The sequence below is a fragment of the Paenibacillus sp. sgz302114 genome (assembly GCF_056120345.1).
Genome location: NZ_JBVYOI010000001.1, coordinates 671,331 through 696,676, shown reverse-complemented (window position 1 = coordinate 696,676; position 25,346 = coordinate 671,331). Strand labels below are relative to the sequence as shown.

The window sequence follows — 25,346 nt, the reverse complement described above, 5'->3', positions numbered from 1 at the left end:
GTAGTATACTTGAAGAAAAGAAGCGAACATAACGAGGAAAGTGGTGCAGCCGTATGTGCGGACGGTATACGATAACGATAACGATGGAAGAGCTTATGCTACGTTATTTCATATCTCAGACAAATGTGCCTTTTCATAAGCCTAAATACAATGTAGCTCCGGGCCAGATGGTCATGGCGATTATCAATGATGGGGAACAGAACCGTCTTGGCGAGCTCAAATGGGGGCTTGTCCCTTCTTGGGCAGACAGTCCGAAGAAAGGTCCTAAGATGCTCAACGCACGTGCGGAAACGGCTTGGGAGAAGCCAGCATTCCGTGAGTTGATCCGTCGTAAGCGCTGCATCATTCCAGCAGACGGATTCTACGACTGGCGGCAGGATTCGCTCGCTGGTAAACAGCCGATGCGGATTGTGCGAAGTGACCGCAAACTATTCAGCATGGCAGGGCTGTATGATACGTGGGTTTCACCGGAAGGCGTCAAGCTAAGTACGTGCACCATCCTGACGACAACGCCGAACGAGCTAATGGAACCGATCCACGATCGGATGCCTGTCATCCTTCAAGAAGAGGACGAGCCCCTCTGGCTGAATCGGCGCATTCAGACCCGTGCGGAGCTTGATAAGCTGCTCATTCCTTTCCCTTCGGAGCTGATGGATGCCTATCCCGTCGCGAAGACCGTTGGCAGCGTCAGCTATGACGACCCCTCCTGCATCGAACCGTTATCGAGCTAATACACACTCCCTGACAATAAAAAAAACCGCCAATCCGAAGATTAGCGGAACATTGCCCATAATTTGATTAAGTGCAGCGTATTTTTCGGGTCGATCTTCTGACCGAGCACGAACGAGATGAGCTGCTCCTCTTGAAGCTCCGTGAGCGGCTCCTGCAATACTCCGGCTGCTGCTCGTACGAGCTTGCGTACCTTGAGCCGGTCTTGCAAATCGTATTTGGTCACACCATCGATCAGCATCTTCACGCGATCCTTGATGACAGGATTCTTCATCTTTACTTTCACACGCTCGACCAGATCCGGCCGTATGCCGTATTTCGTGTAACTCATCTTCGATATAGCACCTCCGTCCGGCTTCTAAAAGCCATACGATGTACTATATGCCGCCCCAGCTCTTTTAAGAAACTAGTCCAACAGCTCTCCCTGAAAAAGTTGCTCGCGCCTAAGCACCTCGCGCAGTCTCGCGTATGCCGCCGCACTCCAAAAATCCGGCCGTGCGGTCAGCTCTGCCGCATCATCCCGCGCGTCCTCAAGCACCCCGAAGTCAGCCGCCATATCGGCCAGCTTAAAGTCTGGCACGCCGCTCTGCTTCGTACCGAAGAAATCGCCGGGTCCGCGCAGCTCCAGATCCCTCCTGGATACTTCGAAGCCATCGTCGGTCTCGGTCATAATCTTCATCCGTTCGCGGCCATTCTCCGACTTCGGATCAGCAATGAGCACGCAATACGATTGATGAGAGCCGCGGCCAACTCGCCCGCGCAGCTGGTGCAGCTGCGAGAGTCCGAACCGCTCCGCATCCATAATGACCATCAGCGTCGCATTCGGCACGTCTACGCCGACCTCTACCACCGTCGTCGCCACGAGCACATGCACTTCATTCTCGCTGAATGCTCGCATGACCTCGTCTTTCTCCGCCGTTGTAAGTCGGCCATGCAATAAGCCGATACGCAGATCAGGGAACGCCTGTTGAATTTGAATGTGCAGGTCAATCGCATTCTGGACATCGAGCTTGTCCGACTCTTCGATGAGCGGACAGATGAAGTAGCATTGACGCCCCGCCCCTACCTCCCGCCGAATAAAGCCAAGTACACGGTCCAGCATATTGTGCTTGACCCAATTCGTTTGGATGGCCTTGCGTCCTTGCGGGCGCTCGCGCAGCGTCGATACATCCAGATCGCCGAATGCCGTAATCGCGAGCGTTCTCGGAATCGGCGTCGCTGTCATCGTAAGCACGTCCGGGTTCATTCCTTTGCGGCGCAGCACGCTTCGCTGGTTGACGCCGAATCGGTGCTGCTCATCGGTAACGACGAGACCAAGGCTGCGGAAATTAACGCCCTCTTGAATTATGGCCTGTGTACCGACAATGACATCAATTAGCCCCATTTGCAGTCCAGCTAGCACATCTCGCCGCCGCTTCTCTGTCAGGCTGCCCGTTAATAAGCCTACCTGCAGCCCTACGCCGCCCAGGAGCTTCTGTAACGAGCGGAAATGCTGCTCCGCTAATATCTCCGTCGGCACCATGAGAGCGCCTTGATGGCCCGCTTTCACCGCGGCAAACAGCGCTATCGCCGCCACTACCGTCTTACCCGAGCCGACGTCGCCTTGCAGCAGCCGATTCATGCAAGATGGGTTGCGCATATCAATGAGAATCTCATTGACCACCTTCTTCTGCGAATCCGTCAGTTCAAAAGGCAGCGTACGCACGAAGACGCGAATCGACTCTCCGTCAACGACATGCGCGACGCCGTCCTGCCGTTTACGATTAATCGTGCGGTACGCCTGCAGCTTCAGCTGGAACAAGAACAGTTCTTCGAACACGAGCCTGCGCCTTGCCGCTTGCCCCATTGCGATATCCTCAGGGTTGTGGATGTGCATTATTGCGTCGACGCGAGGCATGAGCCCATGCTTATCTATTAGCTCAACCGGCAGCATCTCTTCAATCATCGCACCGTATTGCAAGAGCGCCTGATTAATCATTTTGCGCATCCATGGCTGCGTGATGCTCCCTCCAACCGAATAGACCGATTGAAGCGTCCCCGACTTGGCTTTCCCTTTATCGGGAAACTCCGAATCTGACACTGTCATCTGCAGCCGGTGCTGCTCCCATTTGCCGGTTATGATGATATCACGACCAGGAATGAGCTGCTCCTGAAGAAAATGCCGATTAAACCAAACTGCCGTAATAAGCACGTTCTCGATGGCAATTTTGCAAGTGAGCCTCGTCTTCGCCTTCCCATAGCGCTGAAGCAGCGGATTTCCCATGATCTTGCCTTCGAACGTCGCTTTTTCTCCGTCTTTCGTTTCCCCAATGTTCCGAATGCGGTAATCTTCATACCGAAACGGAAAGTAATCCAGCAAATCAGCGATCGTATGAACGCCAAAGGCGTGGAGCTCTTGTTCCTTCTGAGCACTCACGCCTTTTATTTGCCGGACTGTAAGTTCATCCAGCTTCATCTCCCAAACCTCACACTCGCGTAATGAATAACGCAGCTGCGCCAGGGCCAGCATGCGTTCCGATAACGGAGCCGATCTCCGTCTGTCTTATCGTAACGACTTTGAGCTGCGTCTGCGCAAGAGCTGCAAGCTCCTTCGCTAGCTCGCTCTTGTGCGTCCAGCCAACCGTCATTTCAACGGGATCATCGCCGTATTCCTGCTTGAACAGATCCACAATGCGCTGCATCGCTTTCTTCGTGCCTCGCACTTTATCGACCGCAGACACTTCGCCTTCCTGATCGATCGTCAGAATCGGCTTAATGTTCAGAATCGAGCCGAACAATGCAGCAGCTTTGCCAATGCGGCCGCCCTTCTGCAAGTAATCTAGCGTATCGAGCAAGAAGTATATTTTGCGATTCTTGATCATTTCATCAATCTTCGCGAGAATCCGCTCTTTCGACTCGCCGGCAGCAGCCATCTCGGCAGCCGTCACGACAAGCATACCGCAGCCATAAGATGCCGACTTGGAATCGATCACAGTGATGTCATTAGCCGTTTCAAGCAGCGTCGAGCCCAGAAGCGCGGACTGATAAGTGCCGCTAAGCGCTGAAGATAGATGAATCGAGATAATGGATTGATCCGGTTTCTGGGCAAGCTGCCGATCGTACATTTCCATAAATTCCGTCGGAGACGGCTGCGACGTCTTCGGCAGCATTTCTGACTTTGCCAGACGCTCATAAAATTCATTGTTCGTAATCGTCACCGTATCAAGAAACGACTCTTCTCCAAACAATACTTTCAAAGGTACCATCTCGATACCAAGTTGCTCACGAACACGTTTTGGCACATCGGCCGTGCTGTCCGTAATGATTTTGACTTTGACTGCGCTCATCCTACATGCCCCCTATTCCACTGCAATAAGATATGGATAAAGCGGTTGACCGCCAGCATGCACTTCAAACTCAGCATCATCAAACGTTTCCTTCGCCCATGCGATGAAATCCGCCGTCTCCGCAGCGTTTGCCTGCTCGCCCGTCAGAATCGTGACGAGCTCGCCGCCATCCTCAAGCATTCGAGTCAGCAGCGCTTGGCATGTCTCTTGCAAGCTTGCAGAAGAGGCTACGATCGACTTCTCCATGATGCCGATGTAATCGCCTTCTTGGATCGTTATGTCGTCAATCTCCGTGTTGCGAACCGCATTTGTCACCTGTCCGGAACGGACATGCTTGGATGCAGTATTCATCGCTTCCGTATTCTCCTCGGCTGTATCTTCTTCCTTGAACGCCAGCACAGCGGCAAGACCTTGAGGAATCGTCTTCGTCCCGATGACCGTCACGTTACGACCAGACAATTCAGCAGCTTGCTGAGCAGCTAGAACGATGTTGCCATTGTTCGGCAGCAAGAAGATATGTTCTGCAGCGAGCGAATCAATCGCATTAACGAAATCTTCTGTCGACGGGTTCATGGATTGTCCACCAGACAGCACAACGTCAACATTGTTATCGAGGAAGATCGAGCCTATGCCCTCGCCCATCGCCACTGCGATGATGCCGAACGGAGCCCACTCATGCGCTTGCTCTGCGGAGAGAGAAGTTGCCTGAGTCCCGGTCAGCACTTCGGATACTGCTAACCCAAGCGCTGCTTCCTCTACGATCGCCGTCTCAGGTAGCGTGTCGCTGGAAGCTGCTGTATTGCTGGGCTCAGCCATCTCTTCGTGAAGCAGATCACGGTGCTGCTCACGCATGTTCAAGATGTGAATGTCCGTCAGCTCGCCGTACGGAAGTGCGTAGTTAAGTACATCTCCCGGCTTACGGGAATGAACATGAACTTTAATGATATCATCATCGGCAATAACGAGAATGGAATCGCCGTCTCTGCTGAGCATACCTTTGAACAACGCTTCATCGAAACGAAGTTTACTGCGTTCTCCCAGCTTGCGATTAATGAAGAACTCCATATCGTACAGGAATTCAATATCTTCGGTCTCAAGGCGCGCTTGCGCGCTAGCATTGGCATGACCCGGACGTTTTGGCGTCGGTGCAGCTGCAGTTGGCGCTAGCGGGTTCTCTGCTTTGAACAGCTCTGGAGACGCCGCTTCCGTTCCAATCGAATAATCGGCATTAATTCCTTGCTCCTCATTCATGGCACGAAGGAAGCCTTCGTAGATGCACACAAGACCTTGACCGCCGGAGTCAACGACGCCTACCTGCTTCAGCACGGGCAGCAAGTCGGGCGTGCGGGCAAGCGACTCATTCGCTTTCTCCAGCACTTCCGTCATCAGCTCTGTCATGTCACTCGTACGCTTCGCGTAGAAGACTGCATGCTTCGCTGCATCTTTGGCTACAGTAAGAATCGTACCTTCAACAGGTTTCACGACTGCCTTGTACGCCATATCTACACCGTTCTGCAAAGCAGCGGCAAACTGATTCGTATCAATCTGCTCCAACTGGCCTACGCTCTTCGAGAAGCCTCGGAACAGCTGTGACAAAATAACACCCGAGTTGCCCCGAGCACCCATCAACAACCCTTTAGAAAGCGCTTCCGCAACTTTGCCTACTGCTGGAGAAGGCTTGCTTTGCAGCTCCCGTTTGCCAGAGGTCATCGTTAAATTCATATTCGTTCCGGTATCGCCATCAGGAACCGGGAACACATTTAGCGCGTTAATGCGCTCTACATTGTTCTGTAAGTTTTCCGCTCCGCTCAGTACCATTCCCATAAAGTCCGAGCCGTTAATAAAGCGTTTAGTCAAACGAAATTACCCCTTCCTACCGAGATACCCGTACGCCTTGGACAAAAATATTGACGACGTCTACTTTGACGCCGAGAACCTCATTCATCACATATTTCACTTTTGATTGAATGTTATGTGCGACCTCGGATATTTTTGTGCCGTAGCTCACGATGATGTACAAATCAATGTGTAAGTAATCGTTCTCTCGGTGGACTTCCACACCGCGCGACAAGTTATCTCGACCAAGCAGCTCGGCGATGCCGTCTTTCAACTGCTTTCTTGAAGCCATACCTACCAGTCCATAACAATCCATAGCCGCCGAACCGGCCAGGACGGAGATGACATGGTCCGTAATGAAAACATTTCCGATTTCCGAATTGATCTGCAGAGGCATGGATACCACTCCTTCACCGTTATTATTATGGACTAAATAGCATTGTACTATAAATAACGACGTTTTTGAAGTCCAGCACCTGTTTTTCGACCATATTCTACATCATAAGCGTTTTCTTAGGTTTTATTCGTCTTCAGCTAATGCTTGATGAATGTATAGACATGTGATATTATATTGGAGTCTGTTTGTTTGCAGTGAATCTTCAAGGGAGGTGTATTCCATGTCTCGCAAATGTTTCATTACGGGCAAAGGTCCAGGGGTAGGTAACAATGTCTCGCACGCTAACAACAAAACCCGCCGCTCTTGGGGCGTTAACGTACAGAAAGTTAGAATTCTCGTTAACGGTAAGCCAAAACGCGTTTATGTCAGCACTCGTGCTCTGAAATCCGGACAAGTTACTCGTGTATAACGGCATAAAGCCATGGACAAAAAGCACCTGATTCGATCAGGTGCTTTTTTGCTTGTCTTGCCACTTCGTCTTGATTCATTCCACTTGATCCGTTCCTCGAGATGGCGCTTGCCTCAGTTCTTCTGAAACGTATTCAAAATCGCCTTCACAAAGCCACCCAAAAACTTCGGCAGCTTGATGGTATAAAATTTCATGCTCCACCCCTCCTAAAAGTTTTGCTAGCAAAGCAAAACTTCTGTTCACTCCATCCGTAACAGCTCTCTCACCTTCCAAATAAAAAAGGTTACAAGAACGTTCGTTCATGTAACCATCCTATGCGAAATATAACTGTCCTATTCCATAACGGGACAGTAGTTCCAAGGTCAAGCTGCTGACGGCAGCGAGTGATTCTTGGTGTAGAGTATGACGGCAATGCCAAGAGTAAAGAAGATAAAGAAGAAGAGCGCAAAGATCACGAAAAAGATACGCGAGCGCAGTGATGCGAACCTTTTGAAATAGAATATGGCTATGACGATTGCAAGCACTGAAAAAATCATATTAATGCCGCTTTTCATAAAGGGAAAGATGGAGAGCATGAGTCCACAGCCTGCGCTGTATAGGGTCAACCATAGCCCTTTCTTCATATTATCGCCCACGATGTCCCTCCTCTAGCGCAATGCCGCGATAGCAGCTGCCCGGTCCAGTTCAGAAAAGACCGCATTGCCAGCCACGAGTACATTCGCTCCTGCTTCAGTCACAAGCGGTGCTGTAGTCGCATTAATGCCGCCATCCACCTGGATAAGCATATCGCCTAATCCACGCGCTTCCAGCAGCGTGCGCAGCTGACGAAGCTTCTGAACCGACTGTGGAATGAACTGCTGCCCGCCGAAGCCCGGATTCACGGTCATGATGAGTACCATGTCCAGATCGTCCAGAACATGATCCAGCACGTTTAGCGGTGTCGCCGGATTAAGCGCAACGCCAGCTGGAAGACCTGCTTCCTTGATCTGATAGATGACACGGTGCAAATGGACACAAGCTTCCGCATGAACCGTAATCCGGTCCGCGCCTGCCGCGACATAAGAAGCAATGTGCAGCTCAGGGCGTTCAATCATAAGATGAACATCGAACGTCAGCTTCGTTGCTGGCCGAACCGCTCCGATGACGAGCGGCCCAAATGTTAAGGTCGGTACAAAATGACCGTCCATGACATCAATGTGAATCCAATCGGCACCGGCACGTTCAACGTCTTTAATCTCTTCTGCAAGTGTCGCGAAATTCGCCGACAGAATGGATGGTGCAATGATAGACATTTCAGTACCTCCGCTTTTTATCTTTCATTTCAGCCATGAAGATCTCATAGTTGCTGTAGCGGCTTGGAGCGATCTCGCCTCTCTCCAGTGCAGCTTGCACGGCACAATCCGGCTCATGCAGATGAGTGCATCCGCGGAATTTGCATGAAGAGGACAGCTCCTTCATTTCTCTGAAGCAGCTGCCCAGCTCTTCAATGCCAAGCTCGGCAAAATCCAGTTGGCTAAAGCCAGGTGTGTCTGCAACATAGCCGCCGCCAATATCAATAAGTTCTACATGGCGTGTAGTATGTTTACCCCGGCCGAGCCGGTTGCTAATTTCATTCGTTTCTAGTGTCAGACCCGGAACAAGAGCGTTGAGGAGCGACGACTTGCCTACACCGGATTGGCCCGCGAACACCGCAAGATGCCCTTTCAGCCGCTCAGATAAGGCTGTCGTCCCTTCGCCTTGCTTGGAGCTGGTCACAAGCACTTCGTAGCCGATCGGCTCGTAAACGCGCAGCACGTCGCTTAATGCTTGACGCGCTTCTTCCGTTTCTTCGCCATCTTCCGTTAAATCCTGCTTGCTGAGGCATAGCACCGCGTTAATGCCGGCATGCTCAATATGAACGAGGAACTTATCGAGCAGCTGCAGATTAAGCGTCGGCTCGGTCACCGAGAAAACGAGAACAGCCAGATCAATATTCGCAACAGGCGGGCGAATAAGCTCTGAAGTACGAGTCGAGATCGAATTCACAGCGCCTTCGCCGTTCTCCGTCTCTTCGAACTCCACGATATCGCCTACGAGGGGCGATTCGCCCCTCTTCTTGAATATGCCGCGTGCTCTACACTGTATCGTCGGCTCATCCGAAGCTGCATCAATTGGCCGAACGTAATAATAGCCGCTTAATGCTTTGACAATTCGCCCTGTTTGTTCTTTATTATTGCTCTGCTGTTTGGTTAGCCGGCTGCTCGTCTTCTGGTTTCGCTGGCTGCTCGTTTGTGGTGGTCGTATTGCCATCAGTTGGACTCTCCTCGGTTTGTGCCGGCTGATCGGCCGGCGGCATTTCGGTACCTGGAACCGTTTCCGGCGCCCCATCAGCTCCCGACTTCACATCCTCATACGTCTTGGAGAACGTATCGGTAAACTGCTTATCTCGATAGATTGTTACACTTGCTTCTGTATTCGGGCTCAGAACGACCTTAACCGGGAACGTCTGAGTATCTTTGATTTTGCGTTTGCCCCATTCAATATTCTCGCCGCGCGCATCGGTATACGTAATCCGAATCTCGCTCGTTTTGCCCGCAACTGCTGGCGAAATGACGATATTGAACGTATATTCGAGCGCTTCCTGCGGCAAGCCGGAGCTGACAGTCAACGTGATCGCTTCCCCAGCTGATACTGGCGCCTGCGGATCAAACGGATACTGTGCGATAACCGTTCCTTCCGGTTTATAGCTTGGCTCCCGAACGATGTCTGCTTCATTGATCTTGAGATCCTTCGACTTCAAGAGAGCAATCGCTTGTTTCTCGGTCAAGTCAAGCAGCTTCGGCATCGGGAACGTCTCTTTGCCTTGGCTTACCGTGAAGCTGAATTTCGCAGTCTTCGGATCGTACTGCTCACCTGAAGCCGGCGTTTGTTCCAGAATGATTCCCGGCGTCTCATCGCTGAACACTTCATGTTTCTCAATATTCTCTTCAGCTACACCAAGGCTAACGAGCGTATTATACGAATCCTCGTAGCTCTTGCCTTTATAATCGCTGACCGTTTCGAGCTTCGGCCCCTTGCTGACGTAGAGCTTGATAAACGAACCAACCTTCACACGCTGATTCGGCTTCGATTGCTCGTAAACAATATCTTTGGCCACGTCTTCTTTATCAGTGTAAATCGACGGCTCCTCAACCTTCAGGCCAGCTGCTTCAAGTGTCGTCCGCGCCTCTGTCTCCGTCATGTTCACGACATACGGCACGTCGACTTCCTTAATGTCAAACCAACTGATCACTTTCATTGCTCCCCAATAAACCAGAGCAATAACGAGGAACGTAACGAGTACGGTAACGACAGGCTTGACCCATCTTTTCTTACGTGGTTCACCAAGTCCATCGGAGTTCCAGCGGTCAGCCTTATCGCCGTCTTCATCCGATTTCGCAGAAATCTGTGCGGTCTCCACTGGCTCCGTCTTCGAAGCTGCAGAGGGAGCAGCGAGCTTGTCTGCAATGCTGCCCCGGATCGCAGGCATGACGCGCGTTTCATCGAAATCCGGATTGCCGAACGTAATCTTCGGTTCTGTCAGCCGCTCTGGCTGAAGTGCTGTTTCGAGATCGCTCAGCATTTCTGAGGCCGAAGAGTAACGCTCATTCGGATTTTTACGCATCGCCCGGAGAATAACGTTCTCCACGCTTTGCGGTATGTACGGGTTAAGCGTTCGCGGCTCCGCAAAGGTTTCCTGCAAATGCTTCAGCGCGACGCTGATCGGGCTCTCACCAAGGAACGGCAGCTTTCCCGTAACCATCTGGTAAAGAACGATACCGAGCGAGTACAGATCGGACTTCTCACCGGTAACGACACCCTTTGCATGCTCAGGCGAGAAATAGTGCACCGATCCTACTACCGAACCCGTCTGCGTAATCGTCGAGGACGTCACTGCACGCGCAATACCGAAGTCCGTTACTTTGACGCGACCGTTCTTGCCTATGAGAATGTTATGCGGCTTAATATCGCGATGAATAATTTGGTTATGATGCGCATGATCAAGTGCATCGCAAATTTGAGTCGCTATCCGAACAGCCTCATCCGCCTGAAGCGGCGCCCGCTCTTTAATCATTTCGTTCAAATTGTTGCCTTCAACATATTCCATGACGATATAATGCGTATCGTCTTCCTGCCCAACGTCGTAAATACTGACGACATTGGGATGAGACAGCGCGGCAGCCGATTGCGCCTCGCGTCTGAAACGGCGAATAAATTCTTCGTCATGCACAAATTGCTGTCGCAATATCTTTACAGCAACGTTGCGGTTCAGCAGAATATCTTGCGCCTTGTAAACGAGCGCCATGCCGCCCCCGCCAATACGGGTAATAATTTCGTAACGTCCGCCGAGTTCATGTCCTATCATGTCGATCACTCCTCTTGCTTTGTGTCTTCGGCATGATGCAGCAGAATGACCGTGATATTATCGTCTCCGCCGGCTTGCAGTGCAAGCTGTAAGAGCTTATCAGCCTTCTGATCCAAGCTTAATTCATTCTGCTCCAAGGTACCTATGATTTCGGAAGGACTGACCATCGTCGTCAACCCATCGCTGCACAGCATTAGCACATCGTCTTCACGCCAGCCTGTGCAAATAATGTCTACTTCCACTTGCTCATCTGTACCGAGAGCTCGCGTAATGACATTACGGCGCGGATGTGTTGCCGCTTCTTCAAGCGTAATTTGACCGGACTTCACAAGCTCATTGACAAGGGTATGATCATCTGTCAATTGTGTAAGCACTTGGTCCCGCCATTTATAAACCCGGCTGTCGCCGATATGACCAATAACTGCATTATCATCTTGAATAAGTGCTGCAACGACCGTCGTACCCATATTATGGTACTGCTCGTTGCTCGAAGCTGCTTCATAAACAGCTTCATTCGCTTGCAAAATCGCTTGGCTCATTAATGTTTTACGCTCTTCCAGCGTAAGCGAGGCAGAAATGTCTTCCATAGCTTCCCGGAATGTATCGACAGCGAGCCCGCTGGCAACCTCGCCAGCTTTATGGCCGCCCATGCCGTCGGCAACAATCGCCAAGGCAAGGCCGGAATCAACCAAATGTTCCGACCACGCTGTGTCCTCGTTAATTGTTCGAATTCGCCCAACATCACTTCGATAAGCGATTATCACAACTCATCACCCCGCCGTAGACTCCATATGTTTAGCACGAAGCTGTCCGCATGCCGCTGCGATGTCATGGCCTTGTTCTCTGCGGATTGTTGCATTAATTTTGTTCTTCTCCAAGATGCGGTGGAACTCAAAAATCTGTTCACGCGGTGTACGCACATAATCCCGCTCCGGTACATGGTTGACCGGAATGAGGTTTACATGGCAAAGCATGCCCTTGAGCACTTGCGCAAGCTCTTCGGCGTGCTCGCTCTGATCATTCACGCCGCCGATCAAAGCGTATTCGAACGTGATGCGTCGTCCAGTCTTCGCGATGTAGTTCCGGCAAGCCTCCATCACTTCTTCGAATGGGAAGCGGCGGTTAACCGGCATCAGCTTAGAGCGAAGCTTGTCGTTCGGTGCATGAATCGAGATCGCGAGGTTAATCTGTGTGTTCTCCTCAGCGAATTTGTACATGCTCGGCACGATACCGCTTGTCGATACCGTAATGTGGCGCTGGCCAATGTTGAGCCCTTTGTCGTGGATCATGAGACGAAGGAATGTCATCGTAGCATCATAATTCTCGAACGGCTCGCCAGAGCCCATGATGACGATGCTCGAAACACGTTCATTCGTTGCATCAAGCAGCTGCTGTGCGACGACAACCTGAGCGACAATTTCACCTGCTGTCAGGTTACGCTTCAAGCCGCCGAGGGTTGATGCGCAGAATGTGCAGCCGATCCGGCAGCCGACCTGCGTCGTGACGCAGATGCTGTTGCCGTAGCTGTGCCGCATAATAACGGTCTCGATCGCATGGTTGTCATGCAAACCGAATAGAAATTTGATCGTTCCGTCTTTCGATTCAAAGCGGGTAATTTCAGTTAGCGTGACGAATTGGAAATGCTCGTCGAGCTTCTGACGAAGACCCTTCGAGAGATTGCTCATCTCTTCAAAGTTCTTCACGCGTTTCACATAGAGCCACTCGAACAGCTGAGTGCCGCGGAATGCGGACTCGCCGTTTTCTTTCATCCAGTCTTGAATTTGCTCTAGCGTATAGTCATAGATGATTGGTTTCATCGGGTTACACCTGTTTCTTTAGAAAATATTGACGCTGCCAAGCATGAAGCTGCGAGGTTCGCGCCTTTCGATTATATTACCACAAACGCCCATAACAGACCACTTTGTGCTGTCATGGGCGTTATTTGCTTGCTACAACTGACGAGTCATTCGCGCGATAAAAAATCCGTCGCTGCCGAACTGCTGCGGCAGCAGCTGCAACATGCCGCTGAACGGCTCAGCTAAGGCATTCCCCTCTTGCAAAGAACGAAGCACTTGCGCCGGCCATTCTGCGTCGAGCTTGTAATCTGCATGGCGCTCCAGAAACTTCGCCACTTGGTGTTCATTCTCTTCACGCTCGATTGTACACGTGCTGTACACGAGCGTGCCGCCCGGACGAACGAGCTTCGCCGCCTCATCTATAAGCTGCTCCTGAAGTGCGGCTATTGACTGGACATCCTCGGCGCTCTTCGTCCATTTGATCTCCGGCTTTCGCCGGATGACGCCAAAGCCAGAGCAAGGCGCATCAAGAAGCACCACATCGAAGCTGCTCTGCTCGAATCTAGTCGCTAGCTCAGCCGCATCGCCAGTCACCGCCTGCACGGAGGTCAGACCGAGCCGCGTCGCTTGCTCTTCGATAAGCTGCTTCTTATGCGGGTGCACGTCGTTGGCGATGACCTGTCCGCGGTCTTCCATCAGCTCTGCCAGATGTGTCGTCTTCCCGCCAGGAGCAGCGCAGCAATCGAGCACCTTCATGCCCGGCTTCGGCGCGCACACTTCTGCGACGAGCATCGAGCTCTCGTCTTGCAGCGACCACAGCCCGTTGCGATAGCCATCGGTTCCCGCCAGGTTGCCCGCGCCGCTTACAATAAGCGCATGCTCGGACAGCCTCGAAGGCTCTGCTAATGCTTCGCCGCCACTGGATTCAGTTAGCATCGCGATCGCCTTGTCACGAGATAGACGCAGCGGATTCACGCGCACGCTATTGTGTGGGGGCTCATTGCCCGCCGCGCAGATTTGCTCGGTTACCGCTTCGCCATAGCTGCCAATCCAGCGTTTCACTAGCCAATCTGGATAAGAATAGGTGATGCCGATCCGCTTCACAGGATCAGCGATCTCAAGCGGCTTCTTGAGCTCCGCCAAGCTGCGCTCCATGTTGCGAAGTACGCCGTTAATCATGCCTGAAATTCCGCTATGACCGCGACGCTTCGCAATGACAACCGCTTCGTTGACGGCTGCATGCGGTGGAATCCGGTCAAGCATCAAAAGCTGATACGCGCTCATCCGCAGCAGCACGAGAACCCAAGGCGTCAGCTTGTTGAAGCCCTTCGTCACAAGCTCACTGAGTCGCTCGTCGAGCAGCCGCTGGTGCTGAATCGTGCCATACACCAGCTCTGTTGCAAGCCCCGCGTCCTGACGCGACAGCTGCGCATCTTGCAGCGCACGATTGAGCTGCAAATTGCTGTACGCACCGGCTTCTGCGACTTTTACGAGCGTATCAAGCGCGACTTCGCGTGCAGTCTTCTTGCGCTGAGGCTGCTGTTGCTTCTGCTGTTGCTGTGGCTTCTTGTTGCGAATACCTCGCGAAGCTCCAGTGCCAGCGCCTCCACCAGGCTTCACACTAACAGGTCCGCCGCTTCCTTGCTTGTCCCGCCCGCTCACGCTTCACCTCCGCCGAATACCGTGCCCGTCTCAAGACGCGCACCTTTCAGCCATTCCACGACGTTCATCGCTTTCTTCCCTGCTGGTTGAATAACCGTTAGTAGAAGCGTGTCTTCACCGGTCTGCACGATAATGCCTGCGTCTGTCGTTTCGAGTACCGTACCCGGCTTAACAACGGCACGGCTCTGGCTTACCGGCTTGCAGCCCCATACTTTGAACGGCTCGCCGTTCCAGATCGTAAAGCCGCCTGCCATCGGCGACAGCCCGCGAACCTGGTTATAGATCTGCTGTGCCGATCGGCTCCAATCAATTCGCTCATCTTCCCTTGTCAGGTTCGGGGCATATGTCGCTTCGTCATCATTTTGCGGAACGGCTTGAACGGTCCCTGCTTCAATGCTCGGCAGTGTCTCGCGCAGCAGCTGCGCGCCCGCAATCGTTAGCTTCTCAAACAAGGAGCCCGACGTATCCTCATCAGAGATAGGCACTTCCACGACGCTGATCATATCGCCGGTATCGAGACCTTCCGCCATATACATAATCGTGACGCCCGTCACGGTCTCGCCATTAATAATGGATCGTTGTATCGGAGCGCCACCGCGATACTTCGGCAGCAGCGAACCGTGTACATTGATGCAGCCTAAGCGTGGAATCTCGAGTACCGCTTTCGGCAAAATTTGTCCGTAAGCAGCTGTAACAATCAAATCCGGCTTAATCGCTGCGATTTGGTCAACGGTATCTGATTTGCGAAGACGCTCAGGCTGCGCAACAGGCAAACCGCGCAGAAGCGCCGCATCCTTAACCGGAGGCGGCGTCAACGTTTTTTTGCGGCCTTTGGGCCGATCTGGTTGTGTGACGACTAGTTCAACCGTATGTCCTTCTTCCAAGATCGCTGTAAGTGATGGAACCGCGAACTCAGGTGTACCCATAAACACGATGCGCATCTGATCACTCTCCGTCTTGACGCTGGCGAGCCGAAGCATCATAGATCGATACGGCAATGTCTGTGAACAAAATACCGTTCAAATGGTCAACCTCGTGCTGGAACGCACGTGCCATGAAGTCCGTCGCTTCGAGTTCGAACGGGTTGCCATCGCGGTCCTGACCTTTGAGCTTGATGGTCTGAGCGCGTTTCACGTCGCCGTTCAGCTTCGCGATACTGAGGCAGCCTTCCGGACCGAGCTGCTCGCCCGAAGCTTCGATAATTTCCGGATTGACCATCTCGATAAGGCCGGTTTCATCACCTATATCCACTACGATGACTCGCTTGGAGATTCCTACTTGCGGAGCAGCAAGGCCGACACCATCCGCATCGTACATCGTCTCCGCCATATCGTTCAGCAATTTATGCAGATTGGAATTGAATTTCGTCACTTTCATCGCTTTCTCGCGCAGAACCGGATCTGGATCTTGAACAATCAATCTGATCGCCATACTATAGTCCCCCTAATAAACAGTCATGTTATAAAATCATTTGCGGATCGACGTCCACGCTAATTTGAACCGGAGGCTGCCCTTGCGGCCCCGGAAGCATGCTGATCGCCTGCTTCAGCAGCTCGTTTGCGTTCACATTTCCCCGATATTTTACCATACATTGAAAACGATATCGATCCTTCATGCGCGGAATCGGGGAAGCGACTGGCCCCAGAATATCCATAAATCGTGTGCCGTCACTATCAATGGAACCTTTTATGCCTGATTCATATGCAAGCTGGCGCAGAGCTGATGCCAATTTCTCGCCTGTCGTAATAAGAAGCGGCAGCTGCTCATCAGAGAGAGTCACCACAATAAGCCGGCAAAATGGCGGGTAGCCCATGAAGCGTCTATGCTTTAGCTCTTCCTGCACGAACCCCGCGTAATCGTGATGCTGTGCGGTTACGATGGCGTAGTGCTCGGGGTTGTAAGTTTGTACGACAACTTCGCCAGGCAGCTCGTGCCTGCCCGCGCGTCCCGCTACTTGGGTCAACAGCTGAAACGTCTTCTCGGCAGCACGGAAGTCCGGGAGATGCAGCGAAGTATCCGCCGCAATAACACCGACTAACGTAACATATGGAAAATCGAGCCCCTTGGCTACCATCTGCGTGCCAAGCAGCACATCGGCTTTGCGCTCGCCGAACATGGTGAGCCACTTCTCGTGGGAGCCCTTCTCGGTCGTCGTATCGACATCCATCCGTATGACGCGGATGCCGGGGAACAGCTTAGCAAGCTCCTCTTCCACCCGCTGCGTGCCTGTGCCGAAGAAGCGAATATGCTCACTCTCACAGGACGGGCATTTCTCCGGCGCTTGCTCGGCATGACCGCAATAATGACAGCGCAGGACGCGCGACTTCTGATGATACGTCAGCGATATATCGCAGTGCGGACATTGCGCGGTATAGCCGCAGGAGCGGCACATGACGAACGTCGAATAGCCTCTGCGGTTCAATAGCAGCACGGACTGCTCACCGCGCTCAAGCCGATCAAGCAGCGCTTCGTGCAGCTGCCGGCTGAACATCGAGCGATTGCCGTTCTTCAGTTCATCGCGCATGTCGATGAGATGCACCTTCGGCATCGGCCGGCCGCCGACCCGAGTCGGCATCGGTAATAAGGCTGCGCCTCCTGACGCTTTGGCAGCGGACACGCCTGTTGGCTCGCTACTTGCAGTAACGATGCGCGAAGCTGCCGCGAAGCTCTCCAGCGATGGCGTTGCCGATCCGAGTACAACGGCTGCGCCATGCTGCCTTGCTCTTCTCACCGCGACATCGCGCGCATGGTACTTTGGCGTCTCCTCTTGTTTATAAGAGGACTCATGCTCTTCATCTATAATAATGAGGCCAATACGGTCAAAGGGTGCAAAAATCGCTGATCTTGCGCCTACTACAACCTGCGCGCGTCCTTCGCGGATTTTGCGCCATTCATCATACCGCTCACCGTTTGATAAACGGCTGTGCATGACGGCGACCAAATCGCCGAAGCGACCTTTGAACCGCTCCACCATTTGAGGCGTCAAAGAGATCTCCGGCACAAGCACGATCGCTTGCCGCTCATGCTGCAAGCTGTGCTCGATCGTCTGCAGATATACTTCTGTTTTGCCGCTGCCGGTCACTCCATGAAGGAGGAAAACACGAGATTGCTCCGCATCGAGCGAATCAGCAATCTCTTCGTACACCGCTTGCTGACTTTCAGTCAACGAGAGCGGCTCTGTACGTTTGAAATTACGCCCTGCGTATGGATCGCGGTTCTGTTCCATCTCCCGGATCTCTAGCAAGCCTTTATCCGCGACTGCCCGAACGGTGCTAGAAGTCGTCGATAACGCTTCAACGAGCGCGGTCATTGCAATCGGCTCGCGTTGTTCCAGCATATAACGAAGCACTTCCTGCTGCTTCGCAGCTCTTGCCGGATAATTGTGCAGCGCCTCAAGCGCCAGCGCTTCATTGTCCGGTGGGAAGACGGTAAGCACTTTCCGGACAGAAAGCCGGTCTCTGATCGTCACCTGCTCCGTAAGAAGTCCCTGCTTTACCGCAGCTTTAATGGCAGCGGCGTCTTCTGGAAACCGCTCTTGGAGCGCAGCCATTCGCATCGATCCGTTATTTTGGCGGATGTATTGAAGCCAGGCTTCTTCTCCAAAGAAGCTGTTCTCCAGTTCCTCATCCACGAGCGTAACGACCGAATCCGCTTTCCCTTTCAGAGCAGCAGGGATCATCACTTGAAGCGCGGCTGTCATCGTACAGCAATATTTATCGCTGATCCAGATTGCGAGCTCGACGAGATCCGGCGACAGCGGTGGAATATGGTCCAGCAGCTCGGTAATTGGCTTCAGCTTCATGACATCTATATCCGCATAGTCCGCGATGCCGATGACGAACCCCTGCAGCACGCGTCCGCCGAACGGAACGCCAACTCGGCTGCCGACCTCCACCCAGCCTTGCAGCTGCTGCGGGATTTTATAGTCAAAAGGCCGATCCGTCGCCCGGCTCGGCACATCAACAATGACTTTCGCGATCATTCCGCGGCCCCCTGGGCGGCTTTCATCCGCTGCGTAATCCGCGTCAGGAGCCTGTTCGCCACTTCACGTTTACTAAGCATCGGCAATGACTCGACAAGTCCTTCTTCGCCGAAAATGTGCACAATATTCGTATCCACGTTAAATCCAGCGCCTGCTTGCGACACATCGTTCCCAACGATGAGGTCGCAATTCTTGCGCTTCAGCTTGTCCATTGCATAATGGGCCAGTTGCTCCGTTTCTGCCGCGAAGCCGACCAGAAACTGATGTTGTTTACGCTCGCCAAGCGTCTTCAAGATGTCCGTTGTCCGCTCAAGCTCAAGCACGAGCTTCTCATTGCCCTTCTTGATCTTGGTGCTCGCTTTCGCCACGGGGCGGTAATCGGCCACAGCTGCCGCTTTGATGACGATATCTGCCGACTCGTACCGCTCAAGCACTGCCTTCAGCATCTCTTCGGCTGACTCAACATGAACGGTGTTCACGCCTGCCACTGGTTCTGCTGTTGTACGCGCCGCAATTAGCGTGACATCTGCTCCTCGATTCACTGCGGCTTCCGCTAACGCGAACCCCATCTTCCCCGAGGAATCATTCGTCAAGTAGCGTACCGGATCAAGCCGTTCCATCGTTCCGCCAGCGGTCACAAGGACTTTCTTGCCTTCAAGCTCCCGGCTTTGAGCGAACCACTGCTGCACCGCAAATACGATATCTTCCGGCTCAGCCAGACGCCCTTTCCCAACGTAACCGCAAGCGAGCAAACCCGTACCCGGCTCAATGAAACGAACGCCTCTTTCCGCCAAAATGTCCATATTGCGTGCAACCGCGGGATGCGCATACATATGTACATTCATTGCAGGAGCAACCATGATCGGCGCCGTCGTAGCGAGCAGCGTCGTACTCAACATATCATCTGCTAATCCATTTGCCATTTTCGCCAAAATATTAGCGGTCGCCGGAGCAATTACGACCAGATCCGCGCTGTCTGCAACATTAATATGAGCGACGACCGAAGGGTCGAATTCATCGAATGTATCTAAGTAGACCTGATGCCGCGACAATGTTTGCAGCGTCAGCGGTGTAATAAACTTCGTCGCCGATTCCGTCATGATGACGCGTACTTGCGCACCTGCCTGGACTAACCTGCTGCAGATTGTCGCCGCCTTATAAGCCGCGATTCCGCCGGAAATGCCAAGCACAATCGTTTTGCCTTGCAGCATGGCAGACCACTCCTCTCGCCTTTGCATACGTCAAGACGGCTAAAAAAATAACAACCTCAAGGGTTGTTATTGATTTACCATCATGACTTTCTTAAGCTAGTCCTTCTTGTTCAACGTGCTTTCAACAACAAGGATATCTTGATAAATTTCTTCAAGCGCCACACCAACGAACTTGTGCGATCTCGGCGAGCGGATCTCTGTTTTGCTTCCGTCTCTTAGCATTCTTGCACGACGGGATGCTGCAACAACAAGGGAGTACTTACTGTCTACCTTCTTCATCATTTCATCAATGGATGGATATAGCAATTTCCTTCACCCCTCACGCTTTCTCAGAAGCTTCTTTCACTTCTTCAAGCTGTTCGATAAACCGTTCCTTCCGGCAATGCTCGGCTTCAATAATGGATTGAATCCGATGACATGCCGCATCAATCTGATCGTTAACGACAGCATAATCGTAGTAATGAATAAGACTCATCTCTTCCACCGCAACATTCATGCGATGATCGATAATATCGGGATTCTCCGTACCACGCCCGGTAATGCGCTGTTTAAGCTCATCCAGTGACGGCGGCACCAAGAAAATAAACACACCTTGAGGGAATTTCTCTTTAACCTTAAGTGCGCCCTGCACTTCAATCTCAAGAATAATATCTTTGCCCGAAGCTAGCGTGCGTTCTACGAAATCACGCGGTGTGCCGTAGTAATTGCCGACATACTCCGCAAATTCGAGCAGCGCATCCTTCGCGATCATTTCTTGAAACTGTTCTTTACTCTTAAAAAAATAATTGATTCCGTCGGTCTCTCCTTGGCGAGGCGACCTTGTTGTTGCAGATACCGAATAAATAAGATCACTCTGCTTATGCCGCAGCTCTGCGCAAACCGTACCCTTGCCTACACCTGAAGGGCCCGAAAGTACAATTAACAATCCTCTTTTCATATAGCTCCCCGTCACTATTCGTCGTGATCGTCATCCTTGGTCGATAGTCTGTGCGCAACAGTCTCTGGCTGCACAGCCGATAGTATAACGTGATCGCTGTCCGTAATAATAACAGCGCGTGTGCGGCGTCCATATGTAGCGTCAATCAGCATATGACGGTCGCGTGCCTCTTGAATAATACGTTTAATCGGTGCCGACTCAGGACTTACAATCGATATGATCCGATTGGCGGAAACGATGTTTCCGAAACCGATGTTAATGAGCTTAATCGCCATTTAAGTTCCCCTCCGGTATCTCTCGTGCATAAGAATGCAATAAGAACACGATGTATAGATAAGCGCAAGAATGATGGAGTCGAATTCCCCTGTAAATTTCAGAGAAAACCACAGAATATTGCACTATTCTTGACGAAAAATGCCCGGAGCATACGTTACGCCAGCCGATTAAACCCGTCAAATAAGTCACTTGGTCAGGTCCCCTATTCTAACGCAATCGGGGCGGCATGGCAAGTGCATCCAAGGTCTATTCTAATTCATTTTGGACAGACGAACAAGTGTTAAAGCGTAAACAAGAGAAATTACGAGCTTACCTCGTTATTTTGCTCGTTTTTCGCCAAACATAGTCCGTCAGCTGGACCGTCATTTCATAGAACATGAAAGGAGTGATCAGATAGATTCCTTTGAAATGTTCCAAGGCCGTATCCAGCAGCTCTTCCGCGATTTTCACGCCTTCAGCGCGTCCTGTTTCGCCTTCTAGTCCAGCCATCCGCTTCCGCACTTCGTCCGACAGCTGAATGCCTGGCACCTCATTATGAAGATATTCAGCATTCCGGCCGCTTGCGAGCGGCATAATGCCGATGAATACCGGTACGGACAGATGCTTCGTCGCTTCCGCTACACGGATGATCAATTCTTTGTCGTAGACAGGCTGCGTCATGATGTAATCTGCGCCGGATTCGATTTTGCGCTCCAGACGCTGAATCGCCTTGTCCAAATATTTGACGTTCGGGTTGAATGCTGCACCTGTAACGAATCTTGCTTTCTGCTTGAGCGGTTTGCCTGAGAAGGCAATGCCTTCATTCAACTGCTTGATCATACGAATCATCTCGAAAGAGGTGAGATCATAGACCGAGCTGGAATCCGGCAAGTCGCCGAATCTTGCAGGGTCGCCTGTTACAGCAAGAACATGGTCGATCCCGAGCGCATCTAGACCCATCATATGCGACTGCGTGCCGATTAGATTGCGGTCGCGGCATGCAATATGGACAAGCGGCCGGATGCCGGCTTGCTGCTGAACGAGTGCGGCAAGCGCAATATTGCTCATACGCGTGACCGCCAAGGAGTTGTCCGCCATCGTGACGGCATCTGCCTTTACTTCCTTGAGCGCTTTGGCTCCTGCCATAAACTTCTGAATATCCAAATCACGCGGCGGGTCCAGCTCGACGATAACGGTATGTCGCTCCTTAACCATGTCGACGATGTTCGGTTCCGTTTGTGCAGGCGGCACGAATGCTTCTCTAACTTGAATAGATTCTGCTTGCGAGGCTGGTTCTATTTCGCGTGTTCCTGTTGACTGCTGTGGTACATATCCGTTTAGCGCAGCGGAGATCGCCGAAATATGCTCCGGAGTCGTACCGCAGCAACCGCCGATGATGCGTGCTCCGCGATCTGCAAACTTCCGTGCTGAATCGGCAAAATACTCCGGCGATGCTGTAAACGTATATTTCCCGTCAACATAATCCGGAATCCCTGCATTCGGGAATACCGACAACGGCAATGGAATGTCGCCTACGATTGCGTCAATCGCGCGGAGGATGCCGTTCGGTCCGCTTCTGCAGTTAAAACCGACCACATCTGCTCCAGCTTGCTTCAGCTGTTCGAATGCCGCAGCGAGCGGCACGCCGTCTTGCGTAACCGCATCCTTCTCAACCGCAAATTGAGTGATGACCGGTACATCCGATAGCGAGCGTGCGATACGAAGTGCAAGCAAAGCCTCTTCCAGATCATAAAACGTCTCGAGCAGCAGTCCGTCGGCACCTTCCTGCAACAAGGCGTCCATTTGCTGACGGAACAGCTGCTCTAGCTGTGCTTCGGAGATATTTTTACGCTTGCCTGCCCGTATCGAACCTACCGCACCGACAACATAAGCGTCACTGCCGACGGCTGCCCGTGCAATTCGAACGCCAGCCCGGTTGATCGCTTCGACTTCGCTGTCCAAGCCATAGTTCGATAGACTCGCAAGGTTAGCTGAGAATGTATTGGTTTCAATCACGCGTGCCCCTGCTTCATAATAACGGCGGTGCACGTCTTCGATGACTTGGGGACGAATTAAATTAAATTCTTCGTATGAAACGCCGACAGGGAACCCCATCCCATACAGGTAGGTTCCCATCGCGCCGTCCCCGGTCAAGATGCGCTTCGTGAGCGCCTCTCGAAAATCCGGTTTCATATTCAAAACTCCCTTTTCTTCTGAGCTAGCTTATACTGTACCGCGGAACACTTCCGCTGCTGGGCCACTCATATATACAAAGTTGCTTTCTTCATTCCATTCGATCAGCAAGTCGCCGCCTTTAAGCGATACCGTTGCCGTACGATCCGTGTAGCCGTTCAGCACGGATGCTACAACTGTCGCGCAAGCGCCCGTTCCGCATGCCAGCGTCGGGCCTGCGCCGCGCTCCCATACACGCATATCCGTGAAGTCTTTCGAACGTACCGTTACGAATTCTACATTGATTTTGCGCGGGAAGAGCGGATGTACTTCGAGCTTCGGACCCCATACTGCAAGGTCGAAATTAACCGCGTCGTCGACGTAGATGACGCAGTGCGGGTTGCCCATCGAGACAGCTGTGAACTTGAATTCGCGACCATCTACTTCGATGGATTGGTTAATGACTGGGTTGGCATCAATTGTCGTCGGCACTTTGAGACCTTCGAGAATAGGCTGACCCATGTTAACGCGAACGAGTACAACTTTGCCATTGTCGACCGTCAGCTGCACTTCTTGCACGCCAGCGCCGAGCGTCTCGATTGTGAGCGATTGTTTATCTGTGAGGCCATTATCATAGACGTATTTCGCTACGCAGCGAATTGCGTTGCCGCATTGCTCCGCTTCCGAGCCGTCCGAGTTGATAATGCGCATCCGAAAGTCTGCTTTTTCTGAAGGCAAAATATAAACAAGACCGTCTGCGCCGATTCCGAAGAAGCGGTTGCAGAGCTGTTCTGCGAGCTGAGCTGCGTTATCCGGTAATTGTGTTTCCCCTGCTACGACGATAAAGTCGTTTCCTAGTCCATGCATCTTTGTAAAGTTCATTTGCTCGCACTCCCCTGAAAACTATTGTTGCAAACATTATAATTTATTTAGTGTACTTTAATCTTTGCATTTTTGGAACACTTCCTTGCACTTTATGCTTCCCCCTAAATCCCCCTTCCCGAAGGGGGATTTAGGGGGTTTCACCCTCTGGACACCCGAATGGGATAACGATGGAGCTAGAGAGAAGCGCGGTTGAGATCGTACGCGCTAGTCCTCGTTTACGTCCCTGACGGGACCCACTTTGACGTTTGGCGCTCGCGAGCTACCTGGTGTCCCGCCTTCGCGGGACCATGGGAACGATCGGAGCTACAGAGGCACAGGTGTGGTGGTGGTGTGCTGGGGAGCGTTTTCGTCCCCGTGGGACACACTTTACTTTTGGCGCGTGGGAAAGATGGATGATTACCAGGGGGAGCGGCTGCGCCACTCCCGGTAATCTGGGGGCCGCCTCGTATTACTGGCGGATATGTTAGTTGGTAGACCGGAGACAGTGATTACCTTGGATTGGCTGCGCCAATCCTGGTAATCTGAGGACTACCCGGGAGCGGCTGCGCCACCTTTTGCGGCTGCGCCGCTTAATTCCAACAACCTAAAACCTTTTCCACCAAACCCCCGTCCACTCCGGGAAAGTCGTCTTGCCGCTTGCTTCTATTCCGCTGCTAAACGCTTCGCCAAAGAAGAAATGAATGAGCTCAATCGCTTCTTCGGCCGACTCGAACTGAAAGTCCGTTCGAATCGCTGCGTGCTCAAATCCGAAGTCTTGCTCCAAAGCAGAGTAATAACTTGTTAAGAAATCCGGAGGACTTGGCTGTTCTGTTCCTGTGCCGAAATTTTCGAATAGGATAACTGTACCGCCTGGGCGTAGCACGCGTTGAATTTCAACTATAATTCGTTGTAACTGCTCACGCCAGTCCGCATTGTTCGAGTTCGTTGAGTAACAGATGGTCCAACCAGCCGTAAGTAAATCAATCGAGTTATCAGGCAATGGCATTGCATCGTGATAGCCGACTTTCTTCGACCAATTTTCCGCCCCCATCCCGCGAAGCTTCGCAGTTGCCACTTCCAACATCGACTCCGATGAGTCAATGGCAATAATCGAGCGTACCAGAGGTGCGAGCATCGTCGTCAGTCTCCCCGTACCCGCTCCTAGATCCGCTGTATGAAGGTCAGACAGATTGGGATTTATTCTCCGAATGGTCTCAAGCAAGTTATTCGAAACATCTTCACGGGAAACAAGCTGATCGTACCGCTCCGCTTCACTTTTATAAATTTGATCATAATTTGGCATAGCTGACACGCTCCGATTTCATCAGATTAGATTCTTCCAACACCACCATAAGAGCTGACGTAAGGTTAAGGTCAATATCCGAT

The 25,346-nt window shown here is 52.1% G+C and carries 25 protein-coding genes; 2 read left to right on the top strand and 23 right to left on the bottom strand.

Features of this window, described 5'->3' with window-relative positions; genetic code table 11:
- The first annotated feature begins 53 nt into the window (after positions 1-53).
- On the top strand, positions 54-731 hold the full coding sequence (locus AC0LWF_RS03230) for an SOS response-associated peptidase (protein WP_474650104.1): 678 nt from the start codon (positions 54-56) through the stop codon (positions 729-731).
- A gap of 41 nt (positions 732-772) precedes the next feature.
- Here the strand turns inward: AC0LWF_RS03230 and AC0LWF_RS03225 are convergent, their stop codons facing one another.
- From AC0LWF_RS03225 to AC0LWF_RS03205, 5 genes are all read right to left on the bottom strand, one after another.
- On the bottom strand, positions 773-1,060 hold the full coding sequence (locus tag AC0LWF_RS03225; protein WP_090573090.1) for a stage VI sporulation protein F: 288 nt from the start codon (positions 1,058-1,060) through the stop codon (positions 773-775).
- Between the two features lie 75 nt (positions 1,061-1,135).
- Entirely contained in the window at positions 1,136-3,184 is a 2,049-nt protein-coding gene (gene recG, locus AC0LWF_RS03220) for an ATP-dependent DNA helicase RecG (RefSeq protein WP_474650103.1), read from the bottom strand.
- Between the two features lie 10 nt (positions 3,185-3,194).
- Positions 3,195-4,055 carry a DegV family protein gene (locus AC0LWF_RS03215; protein WP_474650102.1) on the bottom strand — a complete coding sequence of 287 codons (861 nt, stop codon included), beginning with the start codon at positions 4,053-4,055 and terminating at the stop codon, positions 3,195-3,197.
- A 12-nt stretch (positions 4,056-4,067) separates the two neighbouring features.
- Positions 4,068-5,912 carry a DAK2 domain-containing protein gene (locus AC0LWF_RS03210; protein ID WP_474650101.1) on the bottom strand — a complete coding sequence of 615 codons (1,845 nt, stop codon included), beginning with the start codon at positions 5,910-5,912 and terminating at the stop codon, positions 4,068-4,070.
- A gap of 16 nt (positions 5,913-5,928) precedes the next feature.
- Complete coding sequence (locus AC0LWF_RS03205; RefSeq protein ID WP_090573086.1) at positions 5,929-6,288, bottom strand: Asp23/Gls24 family envelope stress response protein; 360 nt, start codon at positions 6,286-6,288, stop codon at positions 5,929-5,931.
- Positions 6,289-6,508: 220 nt separating this feature from the next.
- Between AC0LWF_RS03205 and rpmB the strand changes: the two genes are divergently transcribed.
- Positions 6,509-6,697 (top strand): 50S ribosomal protein L28, encoded by a 189-nt coding sequence (rpmB, locus tag AC0LWF_RS03200; protein WP_090573085.1) that lies wholly within the window; start codon positions 6,509-6,511, stop codon positions 6,695-6,697.
- A gap of 113 nt (positions 6,698-6,810) precedes the next feature.
- On the opposite strand, the gene spoVM is transcribed toward rpmB, so the two are convergent.
- The 18 genes from spoVM to AC0LWF_RS03110 form a co-directional block, all read right to left on the bottom strand.
- Entirely contained in the window at positions 6,811-6,891 is an 81-nt protein-coding gene (spoVM, locus tag AC0LWF_RS03195; protein WP_010345573.1) for a stage V sporulation protein SpoVM, read from the bottom strand.
- A gap of 168 nt (positions 6,892-7,059) precedes the next feature.
- A complete protein-coding gene (locus AC0LWF_RS03190; protein ID WP_474650100.1) occupies positions 7,060-7,332 on the bottom strand; it encodes a hypothetical protein in 273 nt (90 codons plus the stop codon).
- Between the two features lie 12 nt (positions 7,333-7,344).
- Entirely contained in the window at positions 7,345-7,989 is a 645-nt protein-coding gene (gene rpe, locus AC0LWF_RS03185; RefSeq protein ID WP_474650099.1) for a ribulose-phosphate 3-epimerase, read from the bottom strand.
- 1 nt (position 7,990) lies between these two features.
- Positions 7,991-8,986 (bottom strand): ribosome small subunit-dependent GTPase A, encoded by a 996-nt coding sequence (gene rsgA, locus AC0LWF_RS03180; protein ID WP_474650098.1) that lies wholly within the window; start codon positions 8,984-8,986, stop codon positions 7,991-7,993.
- Positions 8,907-11,081, bottom strand: a complete 2,175-nt coding sequence (pknB, locus tag AC0LWF_RS03175; RefSeq protein WP_474650097.1) for a Stk1 family PASTA domain-containing Ser/Thr kinase — start codon at positions 11,079-11,081, stop codon at positions 8,907-8,909. Before pknB ends, rsgA begins: the two co-directional genes overlap by 80 nt.
- A gap of 5 nt (positions 11,082-11,086) precedes the next feature.
- Complete coding sequence (locus AC0LWF_RS03170; protein ID WP_474650096.1) at positions 11,087-11,845, bottom strand: Stp1/IreP family PP2C-type Ser/Thr phosphatase; 759 nt, start codon at positions 11,843-11,845, stop codon at positions 11,087-11,089.
- A 6-nt stretch (positions 11,846-11,851) separates the two neighbouring features.
- Positions 11,852-12,898: a dual-specificity RNA methyltransferase RlmN gene (rlmN, locus tag AC0LWF_RS03165; RefSeq protein ID WP_474650095.1), complete on the bottom strand. Its 1,047-nt coding sequence runs from the start codon at positions 12,896-12,898 to the stop codon at positions 11,852-11,854.
- A gap of 132 nt (positions 12,899-13,030) precedes the next feature.
- On the bottom strand, positions 13,031-14,539 hold the full coding sequence (gene rsmB, locus AC0LWF_RS03160) for a 16S rRNA (cytosine(967)-C(5))-methyltransferase RsmB (protein ID WP_474650094.1): 1,509 nt from the start codon (positions 14,537-14,539) through the stop codon (positions 13,031-13,033).
- Complete coding sequence (fmt, locus tag AC0LWF_RS03155; protein ID WP_474650093.1) at positions 14,536-15,480, bottom strand: methionyl-tRNA formyltransferase; 945 nt, start codon at positions 15,478-15,480, stop codon at positions 14,536-14,538. The genes rsmB and fmt overlap by 4 nt, the downstream gene beginning before the upstream one ends.
- A gap of 4 nt (positions 15,481-15,484) precedes the next feature.
- A complete protein-coding gene (gene def, locus AC0LWF_RS03150) occupies positions 15,485-15,970 on the bottom strand; it encodes a peptide deformylase (RefSeq protein ID WP_474650092.1) in 486 nt (161 codons plus the stop codon).
- Between the two features lie 28 nt (positions 15,971-15,998).
- Positions 15,999-18,521: a primosomal protein N' gene (gene priA, locus AC0LWF_RS03145; protein ID WP_474650091.1), complete on the bottom strand. Its 2,523-nt coding sequence runs from the start codon at positions 18,519-18,521 to the stop codon at positions 15,999-16,001.
- On the bottom strand, positions 18,518-19,732 hold the full coding sequence (coaBC, locus tag AC0LWF_RS03140) for a bifunctional phosphopantothenoylcysteine decarboxylase/phosphopantothenate--cysteine ligase CoaBC (protein ID WP_474650090.1): 1,215 nt from the start codon (positions 19,730-19,732) through the stop codon (positions 18,518-18,520). The genes priA and coaBC overlap by 4 nt, the downstream gene beginning before the upstream one ends.
- A 96-nt stretch (positions 19,733-19,828) precedes the next feature.
- A complete protein-coding gene (rpoZ, locus tag AC0LWF_RS03135) occupies positions 19,829-20,038 on the bottom strand; it encodes a DNA-directed RNA polymerase subunit omega (protein WP_090573074.1) in 210 nt (69 codons plus the stop codon).
- A 13-nt stretch (positions 20,039-20,051) separates the two neighbouring features.
- Complete coding sequence (gmk, locus tag AC0LWF_RS03130; RefSeq protein ID WP_474650089.1) at positions 20,052-20,669, bottom strand: guanylate kinase; 618 nt, start codon at positions 20,667-20,669, stop codon at positions 20,052-20,054.
- A gap of 14 nt (positions 20,670-20,683) precedes the next feature.
- On the bottom strand, positions 20,684-20,944 hold the full coding sequence (remA, locus tag AC0LWF_RS03125) for an extracellular matrix/biofilm regulator RemA (RefSeq protein ID WP_020615370.1): 261 nt from the start codon (positions 20,942-20,944) through the stop codon (positions 20,684-20,686).
- Between the two features lie 310 nt (positions 20,945-21,254).
- A complete protein-coding gene (locus AC0LWF_RS03120; RefSeq protein WP_474650088.1) occupies positions 21,255-23,117 on the bottom strand; it encodes a bifunctional homocysteine S-methyltransferase/methylenetetrahydrofolate reductase in 1,863 nt (620 codons plus the stop codon).
- A 30-nt stretch (positions 23,118-23,147) separates the two neighbouring features.
- Positions 23,148-23,978, bottom strand: a complete 831-nt coding sequence (dapF, locus tag AC0LWF_RS03115) for a diaminopimelate epimerase (RefSeq protein WP_474650087.1) — start codon at positions 23,976-23,978, stop codon at positions 23,148-23,150.
- 586 nt (positions 23,979-24,564) lie between these two features.
- Positions 24,565-25,263, bottom strand: a complete 699-nt coding sequence (locus tag AC0LWF_RS03110; protein ID WP_474650086.1) for a class I SAM-dependent methyltransferase — start codon at positions 25,261-25,263, stop codon at positions 24,565-24,567.
- Between the last annotated feature and the right edge of the window lie 83 nt (positions 25,264-25,346).